Origin of the sequence: Rhodococcus sp. NPDC079359 (assembly GCF_040702585.1) — a bacterium.
Lineage (GTDB): Bacteria > Actinomycetota > Actinomycetes > Mycobacteriales > Mycobacteriaceae > Rhodococcoides.
Genome location: NZ_JBFBLH010000001.1, coordinates 253,957 through 275,451, shown reverse-complemented (window position 1 = coordinate 275,451; position 21,495 = coordinate 253,957). Strand labels below are relative to the sequence as shown.

At 65.6% G+C, this 21,495-nt stretch carries 19 protein-coding genes; 6 read left to right on the top strand and 13 right to left on the bottom strand.

Annotated features, from left to right (window positions below; genetic code table 11):
* Positions 1 to 95: 95 nt before the first annotated feature.
* Positions 96 to 1,103, bottom strand: a complete 1,008-nt coding sequence (gene nusA, locus AB0362_RS01325) for a transcription termination factor NusA (RefSeq protein ID WP_068050201.1) — start codon at positions 1,101 to 1,103, stop codon at positions 96 to 98.
* Positions 1,100 to 1,675, bottom strand: coding sequence for a ribosome maturation factor RimP (gene rimP, locus AB0362_RS01320; RefSeq protein ID WP_300521678.1), 576 nt, complete (start codon positions 1,673 to 1,675; stop codon positions 1,100 to 1,102). Before rimP ends, nusA begins: the two co-directional genes overlap by 4 nt.
* Positions 1,676 to 1,843: 168 nt before the next feature.
* On the opposite strand from rimP, the gene AB0362_RS01315 reads away from it, so the two are divergent.
* Positions 1,844 to 2,347 carry a hypothetical protein gene (locus tag AB0362_RS01315; protein ID WP_149405968.1) on the top strand — a complete coding sequence of 168 codons (504 nt, stop codon included), beginning with the start codon at positions 1,844 to 1,846 and terminating at the stop codon, positions 2,345 to 2,347.
* Entirely contained in the window at positions 2,344 to 2,784 is a 441-nt protein-coding gene (locus AB0362_RS01310) for a ferritin-like domain-containing protein (RefSeq protein WP_317784198.1), read from the top strand. The genes AB0362_RS01315 and AB0362_RS01310 overlap by 4 nt, the downstream gene beginning before the upstream one ends.
* Here AB0362_RS01310 and AB0362_RS01305 read toward each other — a convergent pair.
* Positions 2,747 to 4,201: a DHA2 family efflux MFS transporter permease subunit gene (locus tag AB0362_RS01305; RefSeq protein WP_317784197.1), complete on the bottom strand. Its 1,455-nt coding sequence runs from the start codon at positions 4,199 to 4,201 to the stop codon at positions 2,747 to 2,749. The genes AB0362_RS01310 and AB0362_RS01305 overlap by 38 nt on opposite strands.
* 82 nt (positions 4,202 to 4,283) lie before the next feature.
* Here AB0362_RS01305 and AB0362_RS01300 point away from each other — a divergent pair, with 82 nt between their 5' ends.
* Positions 4,284 to 4,892, top strand: coding sequence for a TetR/AcrR family transcriptional regulator (locus tag AB0362_RS01300; protein ID WP_262498350.1), 609 nt, complete (start codon positions 4,284 to 4,286; stop codon positions 4,890 to 4,892).
* A 9-nt stretch (positions 4,893 to 4,901) separates the two neighbouring features.
* On the opposite strand, the gene AB0362_RS01295 is transcribed toward AB0362_RS01300, so the two are convergent.
* Positions 4,902 to 6,626 (bottom strand): acyl-CoA dehydrogenase family protein, encoded by a 1,725-nt coding sequence (locus AB0362_RS01295; RefSeq protein ID WP_317784196.1) that lies wholly within the window; start codon positions 6,624 to 6,626, stop codon positions 4,902 to 4,904.
* A 75-nt stretch (positions 6,627 to 6,701) separates the two neighbouring features.
* A complete protein-coding gene (locus AB0362_RS01290) occupies positions 6,702 to 8,453 on the bottom strand; it encodes a proline--tRNA ligase (protein WP_317532396.1) in 1,752 nt (583 codons plus the stop codon).
* A 69-nt stretch (positions 8,454 to 8,522) separates the two neighbouring features.
* On the opposite strand from AB0362_RS01290, the gene yaaA reads away from it, so the two are divergent.
* Genes yaaA through mgtE form a run of 3 tightly spaced genes read left to right on the top strand, consistent with a single transcriptional unit; the run spans position 8,523 to position 11,863 of the window.
* Positions 8,523 to 9,266 carry a peroxide stress protein YaaA gene (gene yaaA, locus AB0362_RS01285; RefSeq protein WP_317784195.1) on the top strand — a complete coding sequence of 248 codons (744 nt, stop codon included), beginning with the start codon at positions 8,523 to 8,525 and terminating at the stop codon, positions 9,264 to 9,266.
* Positions 9,263 to 10,474, top strand: coding sequence for a DUF2786 domain-containing protein (locus tag AB0362_RS01280; RefSeq protein ID WP_269593645.1), 1,212 nt, complete (start codon positions 9,263 to 9,265; stop codon positions 10,472 to 10,474). The genes yaaA and AB0362_RS01280 overlap by 4 nt, the downstream gene beginning before the upstream one ends.
* Before the next feature lie 42 nt (positions 10,475 to 10,516).
* On the top strand, positions 10,517 to 11,863 hold the full coding sequence (gene mgtE, locus AB0362_RS01275) for a magnesium transporter (RefSeq protein ID WP_269593644.1): 1,347 nt from the start codon (positions 10,517 to 10,519) through the stop codon (positions 11,861 to 11,863).
* On the opposite strand, the gene AB0362_RS01270 is transcribed toward mgtE, so the two are convergent.
* From AB0362_RS01270 to cobO, 8 genes are read right to left on the bottom strand one after another with little or no spacing between them, the layout of a single operon-like run.
* Positions 11,864 to 13,351 (bottom strand): MFS transporter, encoded by a 1,488-nt coding sequence (locus AB0362_RS01270; RefSeq protein WP_283347160.1) that lies wholly within the window; start codon positions 13,349 to 13,351, stop codon positions 11,864 to 11,866.
* Positions 13,352 to 13,358: 7 nt separating this feature from the next.
* Complete coding sequence (cobA, locus tag AB0362_RS01265) at positions 13,359 to 14,639, bottom strand: uroporphyrinogen-III C-methyltransferase (RefSeq protein ID WP_317784194.1); 1,281 nt, start codon at positions 14,637 to 14,639, stop codon at positions 13,359 to 13,361.
* Positions 14,606 to 16,288 (bottom strand): ATP-binding cassette domain-containing protein, encoded by a 1,683-nt coding sequence (locus AB0362_RS01260; protein WP_317784193.1) that lies wholly within the window; start codon positions 16,286 to 16,288, stop codon positions 14,606 to 14,608. The genes cobA and AB0362_RS01260 overlap by 34 nt, the downstream gene beginning before the upstream one ends.
* 52 nt (positions 16,289 to 16,340) lie before the next feature.
* Complete coding sequence (locus AB0362_RS01255) at positions 16,341 to 18,008, bottom strand: alkaline phosphatase D family protein (protein WP_283346989.1); 1,668 nt, start codon at positions 18,006 to 18,008, stop codon at positions 16,341 to 16,343.
* Between the two features lie 57 nt (positions 18,009 to 18,065).
* The gene (locus tag AB0362_RS01250) at positions 18,066 to 19,082 is read right to left on the bottom strand and encodes a zinc-binding alcohol dehydrogenase family protein (RefSeq protein ID WP_149405978.1); all 1,017 of its coding nucleotides are present in this window, start codon (positions 19,080 to 19,082) and stop codon (positions 18,066 to 18,068) included.
* Between the two features lie 2 nt (positions 19,083 to 19,084).
* Positions 19,085 to 19,471 (bottom strand): cobalamin biosynthesis protein, encoded by a 387-nt coding sequence (locus AB0362_RS01245; protein WP_317809395.1) that lies wholly within the window; start codon positions 19,469 to 19,471, stop codon positions 19,085 to 19,087.
* Positions 19,472 to 19,484: 13 nt separating this feature from the next.
* Entirely contained in the window at positions 19,485 to 20,879 is a 1,395-nt protein-coding gene (locus AB0362_RS01240) for a cobyrinate a,c-diamide synthase (protein ID WP_317809393.1), read from the bottom strand.
* Positions 20,873 to 21,493 (bottom strand): cob(I)yrinic acid a,c-diamide adenosyltransferase, encoded by a 621-nt coding sequence (cobO, locus tag AB0362_RS01235; RefSeq protein ID WP_149405980.1) that lies wholly within the window; start codon positions 21,491 to 21,493, stop codon positions 20,873 to 20,875. Before cobO ends, AB0362_RS01240 begins: the two co-directional genes overlap by 7 nt.
* Positions 21,494 to 21,495 lie beyond the last annotated feature (2 nt).

Genomic DNA, 21,495 nt, shown 5'->3' with positions numbered 1-21,495 from the left:
ACCGGATACTCGCGTTCATGCCCCTGGGCGGAGAGGTCGTTACCGAACCATCGACCACTCTACCGCTGTATTGCCCCGAACTCCGCATTCCGGCCCTACGCGCTGGTCGTCTCGGGTGCCGCCGCATCGCTGCGGATGTCGATGCGCCAACCGGTCAATCGAGCAGCCAGTCGAGCGTTCTGCCCTTCCTTGCCGATGGCCAGAGAGAGCTGGTACTCGGGAACCACGACACGGGCCGCACGGGCAACCGCGTCGACGACGGTCACCGAGACGACCTTCGACGGGGACAGTGCATTCCCGACGAACGTGGCCGGGTCCTCGTCGAAGTCGATGATGTCGATCTTCTCGCCTGCCAGTTCGCTCATCACGTTGCGCACGCGCTGACCCATCGGTCCGATGCAGGCACCCTTGGCGTTGAGCCCGGACACGGTGGACGCGACGGCGATCTTCGAGCGGTGCCCCGACTCGCGAGCCACTGCCACGATGTCGACCGAGCCGTCGGCGATCTCGGGAACCTCGAGGGCGAACAGCTTGCGCACCAGATTCGGGTGCGTGCGCGAGAGCGTGATCTGCGGACCCCGATTGCCCCGGGCAACTCCGACGACGTAGCACTTGATGCGCTCGCCGTGCTCGTAGCTCTCGCCCGGCACCTGCTCTGCGGGCGGCAGCAGGCCGTCGGCTCCGTTGGCGTCACTTCCGATACGGACGATCACGGTGCCCTTCGCATTGGCACGCGTGTCGCGCTGGATCACACCGTTGACGATCTCACCCTCGTGCGTGGAGTACTCACCGAACGACCGCTCGTGCTCGGCGTCGCGCAGGCGCTGCAGGATGACCTGACGCGCCGTGGTTGCCGCGATGCGTCCGAAGCCTTCCGGGGTGTCGTCCCATTCGGAGATCAGATTGCCGTCGGCGTCGAGTTCCTTGGCCATCACCCGAACGGAGCCGGTCTTGCGATCGACGTCGATCCACGCGTTGGACTGGTGCCCCTCGGTGTGCCGGTAGGCCGTCAGCAACGCGGTCTGGATCGTCGAGATCACCATCTCGATCGGAATTCCTTTGTCCGCCTCGATGGCACGCAATGCGGCTATGTCGATATTCACTTGTCCGACCCTTCTTCCGGTGCTTCCACGTCCACGATCTCATCGGTGTTCGCGGGTGACGGCCTACTGCCGACCACACCACCCGCCAGGTCCATCTCTTCGGCACTCGGCCGCGAGAACTCCACCTGTACAACAGCTTTCACAACATCGGACAAGGCAACGGGGCGAGTCGACAGCACACCCTTGTCCTTGATCACCACGGTGACCGAATCGCCGTCGAGCACCCCGACGCGACCGTCGAACTTGCCGTCGGCCAGTTCGATACGCACTTTGCGTCCGCGAGCCCGACGCCAATGCCGTGCCTCGGTCAGTGGGCGGTCGATTCCGGGGGTGGTGACTTCCAACGTGTACGGAGCTTCCCCGAAATCCGTCACGGCATCGAAGGCATCCGAGATCTCGCGGCTCAGTTCCGGGAGAGCGTCGAGGTCGATTCCCTCTTCGCGATCGACCATGATCCGCACTGCACTGTGCTTTCCTGCGGCGACGACGTTCACGTCTTCGAGGTCGTAACCCCGTTCTCGAACGAGGTCGGCGAGCAGTTCGACAACCCTTTCCTTGGACGGAACAGGCATGTCGCGAACTCCTCGTGTGTAGTTGTGGGCGATCCGGCGTACGGCAGCCGGACTGCGTTTGGTGAACCAACAGCCTACCGCCCCGCAGGCAGTGCTCGTGACCACGATCGGCCGACGCGACACACGGGCACGGCACGTGCGAGCGCCGCGGTCTGGCACGATATCGGAGTGCCAACGCCGACCGTCCCCTTCGCGCTCAGTCGCCGCGGGTTGTTCCGACTCGCCGGCGTCGCTGCTCTGTCCGCGGCCACCGTGTCGAGTGTTGCGGCCTGCGGTCAGGAGACGATCTCGGGTCCTGCCCTCGACACCTTGACTGCGCAGTTGCGCGCTGCCCGCGCCGATGCCGCGGATGCCACCGCGGCCGCGACGGTGATCGCCGACTACGCCGCCGCCCTGGGGATCGTCGCGGCGCAGCGGACCGAGCACGCCGATGCGCTCGACACCGAGATCGCCCGCGCCACCGGTGCCTCGACCGAGACGTCGTCGGTCACGGCCACCACGACACCCGTTCCCACGACGCCGCCGCCCGATCTCGCCGCCGTGCGAGAGATGTTGACGGCCTCCGCTCGCAGCGCGGCAGATGCGGCTCGCAACGAAAGCGGTTACCGAGCAGGCCTTCTCGGTTCCATCAGCGCCTCGTGCACGGTCTCGGCCCTGGTGGTGCTGGCATGAGCGATCTCGGCCCGGAACAGCAAGGCCTCGTCGATGCACTGGCCGCCGAGTATGCGGCGGTGTTCGCCTACGGCGTCGTCGCGGCATTCTCCAATCCCACGCGCGCAGATCTGGTGGCGTCGAACACTGCCGCCCACCGCGCGCGTCGAGACGCGACCGTCGATGCACTCCGGGCGGCGAGTGTCACTGTGCCGCTGCCCGATCCGGCGTATGCGTCCCCGTTCCCGGTGACCGACGCGATCTCGGCCGCGCAGTTGGCCGCGCAAGCCGAGATCGACACCAGCATCGCGTGGCGTTCGCTGATCGAACGCAGCAGGTCGGGAGCGACCCGCGACATGGGTGTTCAAGCGCTGACCGACGCGGCGATTCGCCTCGCGACGTGGCAGCAAATTCTGGGAGTCAGTCCGTCGTCGACGGCATTTCCCGGCCAACCGTGAGCACCTGTGCCGATCCGACGGAACGCCCCGGCATGAACAACGCCGCCACCAGTCCGATCGCCACTGCCCCAGCGCCGACGAGCAGAGCGGGTGCCAAGGCGTCGGTGTAACCGGTGGGCGTCAGTGATCCACCGGCTCCGATGAACACCGCTGTCAATACCGCGATGCCGAGTGCGATACCCACCTCCCGCACAGTGGAGTTCGCACTGCTGGCGGTGGCATGATCGTCGTCCTTCATGTCCCGCAGCACCGCGGTGGCGGACGGAGCGAACGTCAGCCCCATGCCCACTCCCGCCATCAGCAGGGCCGGGACCATCGACGAATACTCGGTGTCGGGTCCCAGAATCAGCGCCATCCACACGAGCGAGACCGACTGCAGCGACAGGCCGCCGACCAACAGCCCACGCAGTCCGACGCGCTCGGCAAGCAGACCTGCGATCGGTGCGACCACCATCGGTGCGGCGGTCCACGGCAGCGTGCGTAGGCCCGCCTGGAACGGCGTGTAGTTCATCACGATCTGCAGGTATTGTGCGAGGAGGAACACCGCCCCGAACATGCCGAGCGAGAACGTGATTCCGATGATGTTGGCGATGGTGAAGCTGCGCGAACGAAAGAGTGCGAGCGGCAGTACCGAGTGTCGGGTGCGCGAGGCGCGCAGAACGAACGCCACGAGCAGCACCGCCGAGCCGATGAAACCGGCGAGCACCGTGGCCGACGCCCACCCGTCGTCGTTGCCGTGGACCACCGCCCACACCAGGAGGAAGACACCGCCGCCTGCGAGGACCACGCCGGGCAGATCGAGCGGTTGGATGCGCCCTGCTGTTTCCTTCAGCGCGATGTACGCAAGCGGAACTGCGACGAGGGCCACCGGAACGTTGATCCAGAAGATCGCCTGCCAGGAAATCCCGTCGACGACGGCTCCGCCGACCACCGGTCCCAGCGCGACGCCGAGTCCGGAGACTCCACCCCAGATCCCGATTGCCATCGCGCGCTTGCCCACCGGTACCACCGCGGCGAGCAACGCCAGGGACAACGGCATGATCGCGGCGGCACCGATTCCCTGCACGGCGCGCGCGGCGATGAGCATCGCTGGACTCGCAGCGAGCGCGCTGGCCACCGAGGCAAGAGTGAAGACCGCGATGCCGCCGAGGAATACCGCCCGCCTGCCCCACCTGTCGCCGAGCGTCGCCGCCGTCAGCATGAAGGTGGCGAAGCTGAGGGTGTATGCGTTGAGGAACCACTGCAGTTGTCCGACAGAGGCGTTCAGGTCCTGCTGGATGACCGGTAGTGCGCTGGTCATCACCAGATTGTCGAGGGTTGCCATGAACATCGGCAGGGATGCTGCGAGGATGCCGAGCCACACGGGAACGTTCCGAGTGGCGGGCTGCACTGCAGGTGGAGAGTCTGTGGCGGTCATTGCGGTCGTCCCGTCTCGCGCTTGTAAGCATCGAATGATTACTTATTCGAGACGGTAAGTTATCAACTGATAACCTGTCAACATGTCCGACCCGTCAGCGCCCAAGCCCAGAGCCACCCGCATGGATGCGGCCGACCGCCGAGAGCTCGTGCTCGACGCAGCGATGCGCGCGTTCGCGCGCGGGGGTTACGCCGGCACCAGTACCGATGCGGTCGCGAAGGAAGCGGGCGTCTCTCAGCCGTATGTGGTCCGCATGTTCGGCACCAAGGTCGAGTTGTTTCGTCTGGTGTTCCAACGCTCCGTCGACGGCATCATGGCCGCGTTCGATGCCGTGCTGGCAGCGGGCCCGCTCGACCCCGACGACGACAGCACCTGGGCGAATCTCGGTTCCGCCTATGCCGATCTGGTGGCCGATCGCGACCTGTTGATGGTCATGATGCACGGATTCGGCGCAGGCTCGGTACCCGAGATCGGCCGGGCAGCCCGGGAGGGAATGGGCGCCATCTACAGCCAGATACGTGCCGGCACAGGTTGTTCCGAGGATCAGGCACGGCAGTTCATCGCGCACGGGATGCTGCTCAACGTCCTCATGTCGATGCAGGCGCTCGAGCATCCGAACGACAGCGCCGGACTGCACGAGATGACGGTGTGCGCGTTCGGAACCAATCTGGTCCCGGCCGATCCCGGCTGAGCGTCGGCGCTAGGGACGCATCTCGTACCGACCGTCGTACGAGACGACCTCGTTCCACACCGTCTCGAAACGCCCCGCGTCGACCGCCGGCTTGCGAATCGAATCGAGCGCCCACTGCTGTTGCGCTCCAGTCGATGACGGCTTCCCGTACAGCGCGACGGCATAGCCGGAGAAGTCTCTGATCTGGAAGTCGAAGATCTGGTCCATCATCTCGGACGAGATCTCGTCGGCCTGCTCGAGCAGAAGGTGACCGTAGACCACGAGCGAGAACAGGTGACCCACCACCAGCAGGAAATCGAGGTCCTTCTGTTGGGACTCGTCGGGCGCACACTCGGCGAGGAACGAGGTGAATGCCTGTGCCTGCTCGTAGAAGCGTCCCACGTTGGGGATTCCGGAGTGCTTCTCGTACAACGGCTTCCAGTCGTGGAACCGCACCGAACTCGCACCGCGGGCCGGCCCCTGGGCGAAGAAGAAGCTGTCGTCGACCGGCTCGGTTCGGGTACCGACGTCCGGATAGTCGGTGGGCGAGAACATGTAGGCCGGCATGAATTTGAGCATCAGCGCCACGTTGACGTGCACCGTGCCCTCGAGCTTGGGCAGTGTTCCGATCAGCTGGGCGGCTTCGCGGAAGTAGGTATTCTTCTCGTAGCCCTTGGCCGCGATGACGTCGTGCAGCAGCCGCACGACCGTTTCACCCTCCGAGGTCACCTTCGCCTTCGTCATCGGGTTGAACAGCAGGTAGCGCCGGTCCTCGGGCCCTGCGGCACGGAAGTAGTCCAGTGCCCGCGCGCTGAAGAGCTTCATCGCGATCAAGCGGGAATAGGCATCGACGAACGCACTGCGCACGTGCGGAAAGTCGGTGACCCGATTGCCGTACAGAATTCTGTTGTTCGCATGCGTGATCGCCTCGTGGAAGGCGTGCTCACAGATGCCGATGGATCCAGTGCACAGGTTGAACTTTCCGACGTTGACCGTGTTGAGAGCTGCCGAGAACGCGTCGGCACCGGTGTGCAGGATGTCCTGTCGCCGGACGGGGTAGTTCTCGAGCGCGAACGTGCTGACGTACATCTGACCGTGAACGACGCTCTCGCGGAGCCGATAGGCCGGGTGCGCACTGTCGGCCACGAAGAACACGTACGAATCGGGTCCTTCGACGTCGGTACGTCGGCCGAACACCGAGACCATGTTCGCCACGTTGCCGTTTCCGATGTAGTACTTCTCCCCCGACGCGGTGAACTCGAGCTCGGAGTCCTCGGTCGCGGGCGTCAACAGCATGTCGGTGGAGTAGACGTCGGCTCCGTGCGCGCGCTCGGACAGACCGAACGCCATCACCCCGCCGCGGTCCAGCTCGCGTGCGGCGCGGCGTTTGGCGTCGTCGTTGGCGCTCATCCAGATGGGACCGAGACCCAACACGGTGACCTGCCAGGTGTACCAGTAGGCCAGACCGTAGAACCCGAGAACCTCGCTCAGCGCGGCATTGCGGGCGGCGTCCCAGCGCGTGTTCGGCGACCCGTCCGTATAGGCGGCAGGCGTGGAGAACGTCGCGAACAACTTCTGCTCGGCGACGAATTCCAGAAAATCCGCCGGCCATACGCTGTCGAGATCGTCCGCCAACAGCCTGCCTTTGCCGCGACTCTCGAACCAGTCGATCAGTGCACGCAATTGTCGGCGAGAATCCTCGTCGAGCTCGGCCGGATCGAAGGTTGTGGGATCGAACAGCGCAAAGCGAGACACGTGATGACCTCTCATAGTCGTTGACCCGAAGCTACCAGCGGGTAAACAACCGCGCAGAGAGATCGCGAGACTCCTCTACGGAGTGCGGCGCACGGCCTTCACGATCTCCCCGACCGCCGAGTCGATGTCCAGCTCGCGACTCTCACCGGAGAAGCGATCGCGAATCTCGACCTTGCCGTCGGCCCAGCCACGGCCGAGAACGACCACCAGCGGGACGCCGATCAGTTCCGAGTCCTTGAACTTCACTCCTGGTGAGGCCTTGCGATCATCGAAGAGCACCTCGATTCCCTGCGTATCGAGTTGTGTCGCAATCGATTCCGCACCGGCGCGAGCCGCGTCGTCCTTGTTGGCGATCACCAGATGGACATCGGCTGGCGCAACCTCCGACGGCCATCGCAGACCCTTGTCGTCGTGCATCTGCTCGGCGATCACGGCGACCAGACGGGAGACGCCCACACCGTACGAACCCTGAGTCAGGCGAACCGGCTTGCCGGTCTCACCGAGGACGTCGACCGAGAACGCATCGGTGTACTTGTAGCCGAGCTGGAAGATGTGCCCGATCTCGATTCCGCGAGCACTGACGAGCGGGCCGCGACCGTCGGGAGACATGTCGCCGTCGCGCACCTCGGCTGCTTCGATGGTGCCGTCGGGAACGAAATCGCGACCGGCGACCAGGTTCACCACGTGCTTGCCCTTGACGTCCGCGCCGGTGATCCACGACGTTCCGTCGACGACCCTCGGGTCGACGAGATAGCGAACACCGTTGGCCTGCAACGCGCGGGGCCCGATGTACCCCTTGACGAGGAACGGATTGGCAGCGAAGTCCGCGTCGGTCAACAGGGCGAACTCGGCAGGCTCCAGGGACGCTTCGAGGCGCTTCTCGTCGACCTCTCGGTCACCGGGCAGACCGACGGCGAGCAGTTCCCATTCCCCTTCTGCGTTGCGCACCTTGAGCAGAATGTTCTTGAGCGTGTCCGCGCCGGTGACGGTGCGTCCGAGATCCGCGGAGTTGGCCCACTCCACCAGGGTCGCGATGGTCGGGGTGTCGCCGGTCTCGTGGTCGACGGCGGCCGGCTGCCCCTCGATGGGCAGCGGCGCCGGTGCCGGAGTGGTGACGGCCTCGACGTTGGCCGCGTATCCCGATTCGATGCAGCGCACGTAGGTGTCCTCGCCGATGTCACTCTCGGCCAGGAATTCCTCGGAGGCACTGCCTCCCATGGCACCGGACGTCGCGGCGACGATGACGTAGCTGACACCGAGGCGGGCGAAGATGCGCTGGTACGCCTCGCGGTGGGCGGCGTAGGACTTCTTCAGTCCGTCCTCGTCCATGTCGAAGGAGTACGAGTCCTTCATCACGAACTCGCGGCCACGCAGAATGCCGGCGCGGGGACGTTCCTCGTCGCGGTACTTGGTCTGAATCTGATACAGCGTGACCGGCAGGTCCTTGTACGAGTTGTATTCGGCCTTGACCGTCAACGCGAACAATTCCTCGTGGGTGGGACCGAGCAGCATGTCGTTGCCCTTGCGGTCCTGCAGCCGGAACAGCGCGTCGCCGTATTCGGTCCACCGATTGGTGGTCTCGTACGGCTCGCGCGGCAGCAGTGCGGGCAGAGAAATCTCCTGCGCACCGATGGCGTTCATCTCCTCGCGCACGACACGCTCGACCTGCCGCAGCACCCGCAGACCCAGCGGCAACCAGGAGTAGACGCCAGGCGCGATACGACGGACATAGCCGGCGCGGACCAACAGCTTGTGGCTGTCGACCTCGGCGTCGGCGGGGTCGTCGCGAAGGGTACGAAGGAACAACTGCGAAAGACGGGTGATCACGGGTTGTCAGACTAGTCGCTCACGCAGTGCCTGTGAGCAGGCGGCCGTACAGTGAGTAGCCTCGTGCCCGTGCTGATTCTGCTGCCTCCCTCCGAGACGAAGTCCGACGGCGGTTCCGGAGCACCTCTCGATCTGGACCGACTGTCGTTGCCCACGTTGACACCGCTCCGCCGAAAGCTCGCCGACGCGCTGGTGGAACTCGCCGGCGACGTCGATGCATCGATCGCGGCGCTCGGCCTGGGCCCCACCCAGAAGGACGAGATCGAACGCAACGCCCGAGTGTGGACCTCACCGACCGCACCTGCGCTGCATCGGTACACCGGCGTGCTCTACGACGCCCTCGATGCGGCGTCGTTCACTCGGGCCGGTCGCGCCCGAGCGGACGCGCGGCTGTGGATCGGCTCGGCCCTGTTCGGAGCCGTCCGTGCCTGCGACCCGATTCCGTACTACCGACTCTCCGGTGGATCGACCGTTCCGAATTTCGGCACCCTGCGCTCACACTGGAAGCCCGAACTCTCCGACGCCATCGACGCCGAGGACGAGGGGATCGTCGTCGACCTCCGATCCGGCACCTACCAGCAGCTCGGTCCCGTCCCCGGTGCGATCACCGCCACGGTGCTCACCGAGAAGCCCGACGGCACCCGTTCGGTGGTGAGCCACTTCAACAAGCACCACAAGGGCCTGCTGGCACGCGCGTTGACTCTGACCACCGCCGAGCCGAAGGACGTGAAAGCCGTTGCGCGCGTGGCGTCCAAGGCCGGACTGCGAGTCGAAGTGGCATCGAGTACCGAATTGATCGTGCTCACCGAATGAGCGAGATTCCTGGACTGCTCCGCCGCGGCGCCGACGCCTCGGTCGGCAAGACCAAGAGCCAACGCGTCGCCGACGACGTCGCAGATCGACTGGTCTCGATGGACGCGACCGAACTCGGCTCTCGCGCGCTGACGAACATGATCGAGACGTTGTACGAAAACGGCTGGCAGCCCATGGATCTGGTGCACGTCGTGCGGCGTCAGCACACGGTGGCAGTGGCCGATCTCGCTGCCGCGGTACTGCTGCATCAGGCCGATCTCGCCGACGCGGACTCGCGGGCTCCACAGGACTGGGTGGATCAGATGTCCACGATCTGCGAGCAGTTCCCGAAGGTTGCGGCCCGGGTCGAGGCCACGCCCGATTTCCTGACCGCGTACCTGACCTCTTCCGGTAAGACCGATTACATCGCGGCCAGTGATCAGTGGCTCGACGTACTCACCCTGCTCGGTCGATGGCAGACACTCCCCCGTTGGCCTCAGCTCGGCCCGAAGCCGTCCCAGTGGCCGCGCACTCGTCCTACGGTGACCGGTGTCGCCGGCTCCGACTCCCCGAACACCAAGATGCTGAGCAAGATTCGCGGCCTACTGGCCAAGGCCGACGCCACGGACTTCGAGGAGGAGGCCGAGACGCTGACGGCCAAAGCCCAGGAGTTGATGACGCGCTACTCCATCGACACCATGTTGCTCTCGCAGGGCCACATCGATATTCACGGCCGACGCGTTCATGTCGACGGCCCGCATGCCCCGGCCAAGGCGCAGCTGTTGCACGTCGTCGGAACCGCCAACCGAGTCAAAGCGATCTGGGACCAGGAGTTCGCCGTCGCAACCCTGGTCGGAGCGCCGGTAGACGTGGAACAGACCGAGTTGCTGTTCACCTCTCTGCTCGTTCAGGCCACACGCGCCCTCGGGCATTCACCGCAGGCGAAGAAGCGCAAGAAGGCCGGATCGGCGGCGTTCGGCAAGGCATTCCTGTACGCGTACGCCGTCCGAATCGGAGACCGCCTCACCGACGCCGATGCGAACGCCCTCGAGGAGGCGAGTCACGAATCCGGTGATCTACTACCGATACTCGCCGCTCAGACCGTCGCCGTCGAAGCCGAATTCGATCGACTGTTCCCGACGGCGAAGCCGATGCGCGGCCCACGCCTGGACGCCGAGGGATGGGATTCGGGCCAGGCTGCGGCGGATCGGGCCGATCTCTCGCGCTGAGGTGTGGGAGTCGACTGTCGATCCGCAAGGCAAAATGGTTCCGTGCCGGAAACTCTCGACGACATCATGACGCGAACGTCCGAACTCCTCACCGCCCGTGACATGGCCGCCCTGTCCACTCTGATGGGTGAGCTGTCGACGACCGATGCGGTGCGCATGCTCGAGCGGGTCGACTCGTCTCGACGCGCGGTGTTGTTTCGTCTGCTGCCCAAGGACGAGGCCGTGACGGCCTTCGAGAGATTCGACGCCACCGTTCGCGGCGAGTTGTTCGAGAGTCTGCGCAGCGACGACGTGATCGCGCTGTTCGAGGATCTCGACCCGGACGACCGCGTCGAGCTGCTCGACGAACTCCCCTCCAATGTCGCGCATCGGCTGCTGGTGGGCCTGTCTCCCGACGAGCGCGCACTCACCGCGCCCATGCTGGGGTACGACCGCGGGTCGGTCGGCCGCCGGATGAGCCCGGAGTTCGTTCGACTGCGGACTGCAGCGACAGCCGCCGACGCACTCGTCGCCGTGCGGCGCACCGGCTCGGACGCCGAGTCGGTGTACCTGTTGCCGATCACCGACGATGACCGAACTCTGCTGGGGGTGGTGACCCTCGCCGATCTGGCGACCGCGGCACCGAGCACCCCGGTCGGCGACCTGTATTCGGATCATCCTGTGGTCGAGGCCGATTCGTCGGCGGAGGAGGCCGCACGACTGTGCTTCGAGCACCGCAGTCCTGCGGTGGTGGTGGTCGATTCCGAGAAACGACTGATCGGCATTCTCACACTGGAGCAGTCCTCACGAATCCTGGAGGAAGCCGAGGACGAGGACGCCGCCCGCGCCGGTGGCTCGGAGCCGCTGCGCCGGCCGTATCTGTCGACGCCGGTGCTGTCCATCGTTCGCTCGCGCGTGGTGTGGTTGCTGGTGTTGGCGCTGTCGGCCATCCTCACGGTGCAGGTTCTCGAGATCTTCGAGCACGCACTCGCCGCAGTCGTCACTCTCGCGCTGTTCATTCCGCTGCTGACCGGAACCGGCGGCAACACCGGCTCGCAGGCCGCGACCACTGTCACGCGGGCACTCGCACTGGGCGACGTGCGACCGCGCGACATCGCCGCCGTGTTGTTTCGCGAGGTTCGCGTCGGCGCGACGATGGGTGCGATGCTCGGCACCCTGGGCTTCGTCATCGCCGGACTCGTCTACGACTGGCACCTCGGGGTCGTCATCGGTACGACGCTGTTGTCGATCTGCACTCTCGCAGCCACGGTCGGCGGTGCGATGCCGCTGATCGCGAAGAAGATCGGGGTGGACCCGGCGGTCTTCTCGACGCCCTTCATCTCCACTTTCTGCGACGCGACGGGGTTGATCGTCTACTTCCTCATCGCCAAGGCCGTACTGGGCGTGTGATCAGCCCTTTTGGGCATCTTCCTGAGCTGCCTGCGCCTGCGCGACCTGCTCCGGGGTGAACCGAATGAACACAGCAGCGATTCCCGCCACCACGGCGCAGACTGCGCAGCAGAAGAGCGCGAACATGTAGCCCGAGCTCAACGCGTCGAGCTGATTGTCGTTCATCAACGTCGCCGGTCCGGAGATGCCACCGAGAGACAAGGTTCGCGAGGTGACCAACGCACCGATCACGGCGAGAGCCAGCGGCCCCCCGAGGGTCTGAGCAACCAGGGCGATGGCGGTCAACGGGCCGATCTCGGTGGGGCTGACTCCGGCGATGGCGCACAGCGGAAGCGGCACGACCGTCAGGCCGACGCCGAATCCGATACCGATGACGGGGAAGAACAGTCCGGGGAAGTACGACGAGTCGGCGTTCATCGTCGCCACCGACACCATCAGCCACCCGACCATGATGACGGCACCGCTCAGAATCAACCACCGTGGGGCGATACGCGTCACCAGCTGCGAGGCCAGGAATGCGGCGGCACCGAGTCCGAAGGCGAACGGCACGAACGCCAGGCCCGCGTGCAACGGGCTGTATCCCAGGATGTCCTGGACGAACAGAGCCACGTAAGCGGCGAGGCAGAACATCACGCCACCGGCGAAGAAGATGGCCACGAACGTCGCCACCCGGTCTCGGCTGCCGAACAGCGAGAACGGCAGCAATGGATTGTCGGCGCGGCGCTCGACCAGCAGGAACAGCCCGAGGAAGAGCAGTCCGGCGATCAACGAGACGATGACGATCGGATTGGTCCAGCCGAGTTCGGTGCCCTCGCTCAGAGCGAGCACCACTCCGGTGCAGCCGAGCGTCGCCAGAATCGCTCCCGGCACGTCGAGCGGTAGCTTTGCCCCCACCGTCTCCTGCAGAGACACGACTGCGAGCACCACGATGACGACACCGATCGGCACGTTGATCAGGAAGATCCACCGCCACGACACCTCGGTCAGCGCACCGCCGATGATCAGGCCTGCGATGGAGCCGACACCGGTCATGGCCGCGTAGATCGCGATGGCCTGGTTTCGTACCGGGCCCGGCGCGAAGGTGGTCGCCACCAACGCGAACGCCGTGGGCGACGCCACCGCGGCTCCGACGCCCTGGAGCGCGCGCGCCGCTACCAGCGTCGCCTCGTTGACCGCGAGCCCGCACAGCAGGGATGCGATGGTGAACAGCACGACGCCGGCCAGGAACATCTTCTTGCGACCGAATGCGTCACCGAGTCTGCCGCCGAGGAGCATGAGCCCGCCGAAGGCGAGGGCATACGACGTGAGCACCCAGTTGCGTCCGGCATCGGAAAGGCCCAGATCCGCCTGCAACGGAGCAAGTGCCAGATTGGCCACGGTGCCGTCGAGCACCACCATCAACTGCAGACCACTCAGGACGATGATCGCCAACCCGAATGCTCTGGTCGTCACCGGGTATTTGATCTCGGTGGTGGACGTATCGGACATCGAGGACTCAGGCACGAGTCTTCACGTTACCGGCGTGCACAGAGAAACCGGCAACGGTCCCGATAACGACGATCGCGGGAGGCCTGATCCCCGCTTCGCGAACGGCGTCGGCGACGGTGCTCAACGTCGCTCGAACCTCGCGCTGAGTACGCATGGTGCCCTCCTGTACGACGATGACCGGGGTAGCGGACGCCCGGCCGCCCGCGATGAGTACGTCGGCGAACTGCCCGATCCGTTCGACGGCCATGAGCAGGACGATGGTGCCCTTGAGTTTGGCCAACGCGTCCCAGTCGACGAGCGAATCGGGATGGTCGGGTGCCACGTGGCCGCTGACAACGACGAACTCGTGGGTGACGGCGCGATGCGTCACCGGGATCCCGGCGGACGAGGGCACCGAAATGGCGCTGGTGATGCCGGGCACCACGGTGACCGGAATTCCCTCGGCAGCGAGCGCTTCGAGTTCTTCGTATCCCCTACCGAACACGTAGGGGTCGCCGCCCTTGAGTCGGACGACGAACTTGCCTGCCTTCGCCCCGTCGATCAGCGCCTGGTTGATCGCCTCCTGCGCCATCGCGCGGCCGTACGGAATCTTCGAGGCATCGATGACCTCCACGTGCGGGCCCAGTTCGGCCAGCAGCTCGGGCGGCGCGAGCCGATCGGCCACCACGACATCGGCATAGGCGAGCAGCCTGCGCCCGCGGACGGTGATGAGGTCCGGATCGCCGGGTCCGCCACCGACCAGCGCGACGCCCGTCAACGGCGCACGGTCCGAGTCGGCGACCACACCGGACTGCAGGGCTTCTATGACGGCATTGCGTACCGCGGCCGATCGACGGTGCTCACCGCCGGCGAGCACTCCGAGGGTCAGCCCGTCCCATTCGGCGGACGCCGGGGTGACCGCGGTGCCGTCCTTGGCGATGTCGGCTCGCACACAGAAGATCTTGGACGCGGTGGCCTCGGCGACGATGGCGATGTTGGTCGCGGCCTCGTCGGTGCACGCGACGGCGTACCAGGCGTCGGCGAGGTCGCCCACGCGATAGTCACGCAACTCCATGGTCACCTGACCGGCAGTTGCCATCGCCTCCACAGCGGGCGTGGCCTCCCGAGTGATGACGTGAACCACGGCACCGCAGGAGATGAGCAGCGGCAATCGGCGCTGCGCGACGGTGCCGCCACCGACCACGACGACGCGTCGACCTTCCAGATTGAGGCCGACCAGATAGGGAGAGTCAGTCGCGTTCACGAGAGGAAACGCTACCGCGCGCGCTGCACCCGCTTCTCGTCCCATACGGGCTCGTTCGATTCGTAGGCCTGACCGGTGCTGCCGAACACGAGGAATCGGTCGAAGCTGCGCGCGAACCAGCGGTCGTGGGTCACGGCGATGACGGTGCCGTCGAACGCGGCGATGGCGTCTTCGAGTGCGTCGGCGGACATCAGGTCGAGGTTGTCGGTCGGCTCGTCCAGCAGCAACAGGGTGGCCCCGGAGAGTTCGAGCAGCAGAATCTGTACGCGCGCCTGCTGGCCACCGGAAAGATTGTCGTAGGACTGTTCGGCGGCTCGGGCCAGACCGTAACGGTCCAGTGCCCGGCCTGCGGCCTCCCGGCCCATGCCGTCGCGGTGTTCGTTGCCCATGTGCAGGATGTCGAGGAGTGTGTTGCCCGCGAGATCGGGCCGAGTGTGGGTCTGCGCGAACAGGCCGGGCCGAACGCGGGCGCCGAGCACCGCGGTGCCGGCGTGCGGAACGGGATCGAGTGCCAGTTCCTGAACCGGCTCGTGCTCCTTCTCCGGATCGGTTCCACCGTTGGCGAGCAAACGCAGGAAGTGCGATTTGCCGGAACCGTTGGAGCCCAGCACGGCGACGCGGTCGCCGTACCAGATCTCGGTGTCGAAGGGCTTCATCAGTCCGGTCAGTTCCAGTGCCGTACACACCAACGCGCGCTTGGCTGTGCGGCCGCCGCGCAGACGAACGGTGACGTGCTGCTTCAACGGCACCGCTTCCGGCGGTCCGGCCTCCTCGAACTTCGCCAATCGAGTCTGGGACGCGTGATAGCGCGCAGCGACCCCGTCGTTGAACTTGGCCTTCTCTCGCAGACGCAGCACCAGTGCCCGGAGTTTGACCAGTTCCTCGTCCCACCGCCGTCGTAGTTCGTCGAGCCGAGCATTCCGGTCCTCACGCGCAGCGTGATACGTCGCGAACCCGCCGCCGTGCACCCAGGAAGTGGCACCGCTGACGCCCGGTTCCAGCGTCACGATCCGATTCGCGGCGTTGGCGATGAGCTCCCGGTCGTGACTGATGAACAGAACGGACTTGTCGGAATCACGAATGGTCGCTTCGAGCCAGCGTTTGCCCGGCACATCGAGGTAGTTGTCCGGTTCGTCGAGAAGCAACAGATTGTCGGTGCCGGCGAACAACGCTTCGAGCACCAAGCGCTTCTGCTCACCGCCACTGAGGGTCGATGCAGCGCGCCACTTCGCGCGGTCGAACGGCATTCCGAGGGCCGCCGTGGTGACCTTGTCCCAGAACGGTTCGAGGTCGTAACCGCCGACATCGCCCCAATCCGACAGGGCCTGTGCGTATTTCATCTGGGTCTTCTCGTCGTCGACCTCGATCATCGTGTTCTCGGCGGTGTCGAGGGCAGCGGCGGCCGTCCGCACGGCCGGGGACGCAACCGACAGCAGCAGATCGCGCACGGTCGAGTCGTCGCGTAGCTGGCCGACGAACTGCCGCATCACTCCGAGCGAGCCCGAACTCGACACCGATCCCTCGTCGGGGGTCTCGTCACCCGCGATGATGCGCGTCAGCGTGGTCTTACCGGTTCCGTTGGGCCCGATGAGGGCGGTCTTGGCACCGTCGCCGACACGAAACCCGACACCGTTGAGCAACTGCCGCCCGTCGGGCAGGAAGTAGACGATGTCGTTGAGTTCGAGGTGGGCCACAACGAACCAGCCAACCTCATCGGCCCGGCTATGGCCAATCGTTTACCGTTCGCTAGGCGAGGGCCAGGGTCGACGTCTCGGTGAGCACCTGCTTGCCCGCATCGTCGACGTGAGCATGGTGCACCCGCAACCGGGCGGAGTCGCCGTGCAGAGTCAGCAGCATGACGCCGTTGGCGAACCATGGCCCGGCCTCGGCCTCCCATTCGACACCGGATGGGCCCACGTGGGCAGCGCGCGCCAGCTTCGACAGAATTCGGGCGGCGGGACGCTTGATGGCCAGCTTGTTGACCGCGCGAATCGGCAGATCGAGCGGATTGCGGAACGGAGACATGGTGAGCTGATACGTGGCCGGTACCTCGCGCCCGCCGACACCGAAGTCCGCGTTCGCCACGTAGGAACAGTGCACGTCTCCGGACAGCCACATGATCGAGGCGGGTTTGTTCTCGCCGCGAGAGAGCTCACGCGTCAGAGCGGCCATGTCGTTGAACGAGTTGGTGAAAGCGGCCCAGTGTTCGAGATCGAGACCGATCCGCATCTTCTCGGCCACCTTGGCCGACATCGACCCCCAACTGCCCTGCGCCACAGCCTCGTTCCACTGTTCCAGGTAGTGCAGGGCGGGCAGCATGAGGTAGGGCAACGACGAACCGAACAGCAGATGCCGCGGAGTGGTCTCGAGCGCGCGTTCACGTACCCAAGCCCACTCCTTCTCGTCGACCATTTCTCTGTTGTCCGGATCCAGGTTTCGAGAGCAGCGCGAATCGATCATGATCAGCCGTGTGTCACCGAAGTCGCGGTAGAAGCTCCAGCGTCCGGTCTCGGGCCGCCGGTCGACTCGTAAAGCGAAGTCGGACAACAACTTCTCGCGCTCTGCGTCACTGGCGGCCGATCGTACCGCGGCATACATCTCGTCCTGCGCAAGCTCCTTGGGTGAGAGGTTGCCCAAGTGCTGATACACCCAGTACGACGAATACGCGCCGACCACTCGGTCGTTCCACCAGGGCCGCGTCACGATGTCTCGACGCCAGGAAGCGGAGGAATTCCAGTCGTCGCGCAGGTCGTGGTCGTCGAGGATCATGCACGACGGGATGCTCGCCAACAGTGTCCGCACCGGCTCGAGTCCCCAGGACTCTCGGTACAGCCACGAGTACTCCTCGAAATCGCAGATCTCGTTCTCCGCGTCGGTACCGACGGCACTTCGTGGACCCTCGCCGGACCGACGCCGCGCCTGCAGCCGTTCGACGATTTCCGGCGACGGATCGTCGGCGTAGACCTGATCGCCGAGGAGCAGCAAGGCCTGTGGCCACCGGCTCGGGTCCTCCTCGATCAGCGCGTTCCCGAGCCCGGCCAACGCGTCGGCTCCGATCTCCTTCAAGGATTCGTCGCTGTAGTTGTCACCTCGCCGACACGATCCGAATGCCAGCGTCACCGGTCCCTGCGCGTCGACCGTGTGAATGGCGGCCCTGCGGCCCTCCGGCGGCCACACTCGACGCTCGTCGACGAACACCTCGTAGTGCACCGGAGAGTTGGCGGGCAGACCTTCGAGTGGCACCAGCGCATAGTGGTGTCCGTGCACGCCCCACGTTCGTTCTTCTGCGCGGACGCCGACGTCGGTCACGACCGATACGGTCGACGATTCGGCCATCTCGAACCACAGGGTCGCAGTCTCGGTGCCGACGTACCGGACGATCGGGCCGAGTAGGACAAGGCTGTCGGAAGTCATTGGATCCACATTGCCTGCGTCGGCCCGCTTTCGCCAGTCAGTGGCGCGGATCGGCCCTCACGAGCGGGCTGCGATCACAACCTTTCCCCGTACGTGGCCGGTCTCGACCAACCGATGCGCTTCGCGCAGCTGCTCGGCATCGATCGGAGACAGAACCGTCGTGACGGTGGTACGCACCGAACCCGCATCGACGAGCTCGGCCACTCTGGTCAGTAACTCGTGCTGGCGAATCAGATCCGGCGTGTCGTGCATCGGACGCGCGAACATGAACTCCCAGTGCCACGAGATCGCCTTCGTCTTGAGCGGCAGAACGTCGAGGGTCTCCGGATCGTCGATCGCCACGATCTGACCGAACGGCGTCAACAGGTCCGCGTAGATCTCGACCTGCCCGGAGGAATGAGCAGTGAACACGTAATCGACGCCGTCGGGCGCTACTCGGCCTACTTCCTCCCGAAGATCGCGCCGGTGATTCACCACCTCGGCTGCACCGAGAGAACGGACCCACTCCACGGCGTCCTCGTCCGCTGCCGTCGCGATCACGCGGACGCCAGGAACGAGGGCCCGAACCAGCTGCATCACAACGGATCCCACACCACCGGTGGCACCGACCATCAGCAACGTTCCGGTGGTCTCGGCAGTGATGCGGAGCTTGTCGAACAGACCTTCCCAGGCAGTGATCGCGGTCAGCGGCAATGCCGCAGCCTGTGCGAAATCGAGGGTGGTCGGCTTCTTCGCCACGATGCGTTCGTCCACTGCATGGAACTGCGAGTTCGTTCCGGGTCTGCCGATGTCGCCCGCGTAGTAGACCTCGTCGCCGGGCGCGAACATGGTGACGTCGGCACCGACGGCGCGCACCACACCGGCGGCGTCGAACCCGAGGACCTTCGGGGTGCCCTGCGGATCGTTGCCGGCGCGGACCTTGACGTCCACCGGATTCACCGACACGGCGCGCACTTCGATCAGCAGGTCTCGCGGGCGCACAGTGGGCACGTCGAGGACCACATCCGTCAGGCTGGCAGGATCGTCGATCGGAAGCGAGCGGGTGTAGGCAACAGCTTTCATCGTCTCGGTCATACCTACAGGATGGCCCGAACCCCCTGTCCACCGTCAAGGCAGAGCTCGACCACGGCAACGGTGACACCGTCCAGACCGAACCTGGGTACCGTCAACTTCGTCGAACGACCGGCCAGCAGTGCCGCTGCTTCGGCGACGCTGGCGCATCCGACGGCATCGAGCACACGAACCGACACGGTCGGTGTCACGACGGTCGACAGTTCTCTCGCCGAGTACGTCACGCCCCGAACCCCCATGCTCGACGCCACCGCAGCAACCAGGTCGGCTTTCCGGTCGATGGAGGCGATCGCCTCGACGCTCCAATACGGTTGCAGCACCGTCGAGATCGCCGCTTCGACGTCGGCGGAATCGACGCCGGCTCGGGCACCTATTCCGACGACGACCCGCATTCTTGCGATCCCTCTACACTCGCGCGTAGTCGACTGCGGCGGCAACGAACCGGGTGATGGATCCGGGATTGCCCGCAGCATGGGTGTGCAGGTACGACGCGTGGACCCCGCCCTGCACGAAACCCTCGCGCGCCGCAGTTCTGCCGTCGGGGCTCTGCTTGTGCCAGCCCCACGCGGCCGAGGCGCTCTCGCGCACGTCCACGAGCTTCGTTCGGTGGAACTCGTGGCCGGTGACTCGGGTGCCCGCATCGAACAGTGTGGACGATTCGAGGGCAACCGCATCGCGGTATCCCAGCGTGAGGGTGTTTCCGAATTCCGCGTCCACGTCGACGACCCCGGCCATGGCATGACCGTCCAATCGGCTTGCCAGATACAGCAATCCGGCGCATTCGGCATGAATGGGCAAACCCTTGGCCGCGGCCGTCCTGATATCGGCCAACAGCAGTTCGTTCGCCGCCAACGCGGCCGCATGCTCCTCGGGGAATCCGCCGGGGAGAACGACTGCCGCTGTGCCGGTGGGTAATCCGTCACGCAGTGGATCGAACACGGCGACGTCGGCCCCCGCTGCGCGGAGCAGTTCGACGTGCTCGGTGTATCCGAAGGTGAATGCCGGGCCACCGGCCACCGCGACGACGGGCGATCCCTCGCAGGTGCCTACCTCGTCCTCCGGGGACCACTGCGGCGCTGTCATCGACGATCGAGCCAGCGCGCTCACTGCCTCGATGTCGACGAACCTCGAGACGAGAGCGCTCATCGCGTCGACGGCATCGGTTGCGGCACCGCCGTGTTCGACTGCGGTGATCAACCCCAGATGCCGCGACGGGACCACCAGTTCGCTCATGCGCGGCAACGCGCCCAGTACCGGAACACCCACCCGTTCGCACGCTTGACGCAACACGTCCTCGTGCCGCTGACTACCGACGCGATTGAGAATCACACCGCCGATGCGGACGCTGGCGTCGAACGTCGAGAACCCGTGCAGCACAGCGGCAAGCGATTGACTGTGTCCACGGGAGTCGACCACGAGGATCACCGGGGCACCGAGCATCGCGGCCACCCGAGCGGTCGATCCCTCGGCGGAGGCCTCCCCCGGTCCGGTCATGTCGATCTTGCCGTCGAACAGTCCCATGACGCCCTCGACGACCGCGATGTCGCAGCCCCGACTGCCGTGTCGGAACAGGGGCCCGATGCGGTCAGCACCGACCATCACGGCGTCGAGATTGCGGCCCGGAAGACCGGCCGCGAGTGAGTGATATCCGGGGTCGATGTAGTCCGGACCCACCTTGAACGGTGCGACGGTGCGGCCGGCGTTGCGCAGCGCGCCCATAAGTCCGGTGGCCACCGTCGTCTTTCCGCTGCCCGACGCGGGGGCCGCGATCACCACTGCGGGACAGGACTGGTTCACCATTCGATGCCTCGCTGACCCTTGCGTCCGGCGTCCATCGGATGCTTGACCTTGGCCATCTCGGTGACCAGGTCCGCTGCCTCGATCAGTTCACGGGGCGCGTCGCGTCCGGTGATGACGACGTGCTGATTGCCCGGTCGGCGGGTCAGGACATCGACCACCTCGGCGACGTCGACCCACCCCCACTTGAGCGGGTAGGTGAACTCGTCCAACACGTAGAAGCGGTGCGACTCCTGCTCGATTCGCCGGGCGATCTCCTGCCAGCCCTCGGCCGCGGCCTCGGCGTGATCGACGTCGCTGCCCTTCTTTCGAGTCCACGACCAGCCCTCGCCCATCTTGTGCCATTCGACGGCTCCGCCGACCCCGGTGCTCTCGTGCAGTTCGCCGAGTGTGCGAAACGCCGCTTCCTCGCCGACCTTCCACTTGGCACTCTTGACGAACTGGAACACTCCGACGTCGAAACCTTGATTCCAGGCCCGCAACGCCATTCCGAAAGCGGCCGTCGATTTTCCCTTGCCCGGTCCGGTATGCACGGCAAGCACGGGCAGATTGCGGCGCTGACGCGTCGTGAGGCCGTCCTGCGGAACGGTTCCGGGAGCCGGTACACCCTGAGGCATCG

Bases quoted from the DNA above. Each gene is read 5' to 3' on its own strand.
- AB0362_RS01305 (WP_317784197.1), bottom strand. From the start codon at position 4,201: ATGACCGCCACAGACTCTCCACCTGCAGTGCAGCCCGCCACTCGGAAC.
- cobO (WP_149405980.1), bottom strand. From the start codon at position 21,493: ATGCCTCAGGGTGTACCGGCTCCCGGAACCGTTCCGCAGGACGGCCTC.
- rimP (WP_300521678.1), bottom strand. From the start codon at position 1,675: ATGCCTGTTCCGTCCAAGGAAAGGGTTGTCGAACTGCTCGCCGACCTC.
- cobA (WP_317784194.1), bottom strand. From the start codon at position 14,639: ATGGGACGAGAAGCGGGTGCAGCGCGCGCGGTAGCGTTTCCTCTCGTG.
- AB0362_RS01300 (WP_262498350.1), top strand. From the start codon at position 4,284: ATGTCCGACCCGTCAGCGCCCAAGCCCAGAGCCACCCGCATGGATGCG.
- AB0362_RS01240 (WP_317809393.1), bottom strand. From the start codon at position 20,879: ATGGTGAACCAGTCCTGTCCCGCAGTGGTGATCGCGGCCCCCGCGTCG.
- AB0362_RS01310 (WP_317784198.1), top strand. From the start codon at position 2,344: ATGAGCGATCTCGGCCCGGAACAGCAAGGCCTCGTCGATGCACTGGCC.
- AB0362_RS01270 (WP_283347160.1), bottom strand. From the start codon at position 13,351: ATGTCCGATACGTCCACCACCGAGATCAAATACCCGGTGACGACCAGA.
- AB0362_RS01245 (WP_317809395.1), bottom strand. From the start codon at position 19,471: ATGCGGGTCGTCGTCGGAATAGGTGCCCGAGCCGGCGTCGATTCCGCC.
- AB0362_RS01280 (WP_269593645.1), top strand. From the start codon at position 9,263: ATGAGCGAGATTCCTGGACTGCTCCGCCGCGGCGCCGACGCCTCGGTC.
- AB0362_RS01255 (WP_283346989.1), bottom strand. From the start codon at position 18,008: ATGACTTCCGACAGCCTTGTCCTACTCGGCCCGATCGTCCGGTACGTC.
- AB0362_RS01250 (WP_149405978.1), bottom strand. From the start codon at position 19,082: ATGACCGAGACGATGAAAGCTGTTGCCTACACCCGCTCGCTTCCGATC.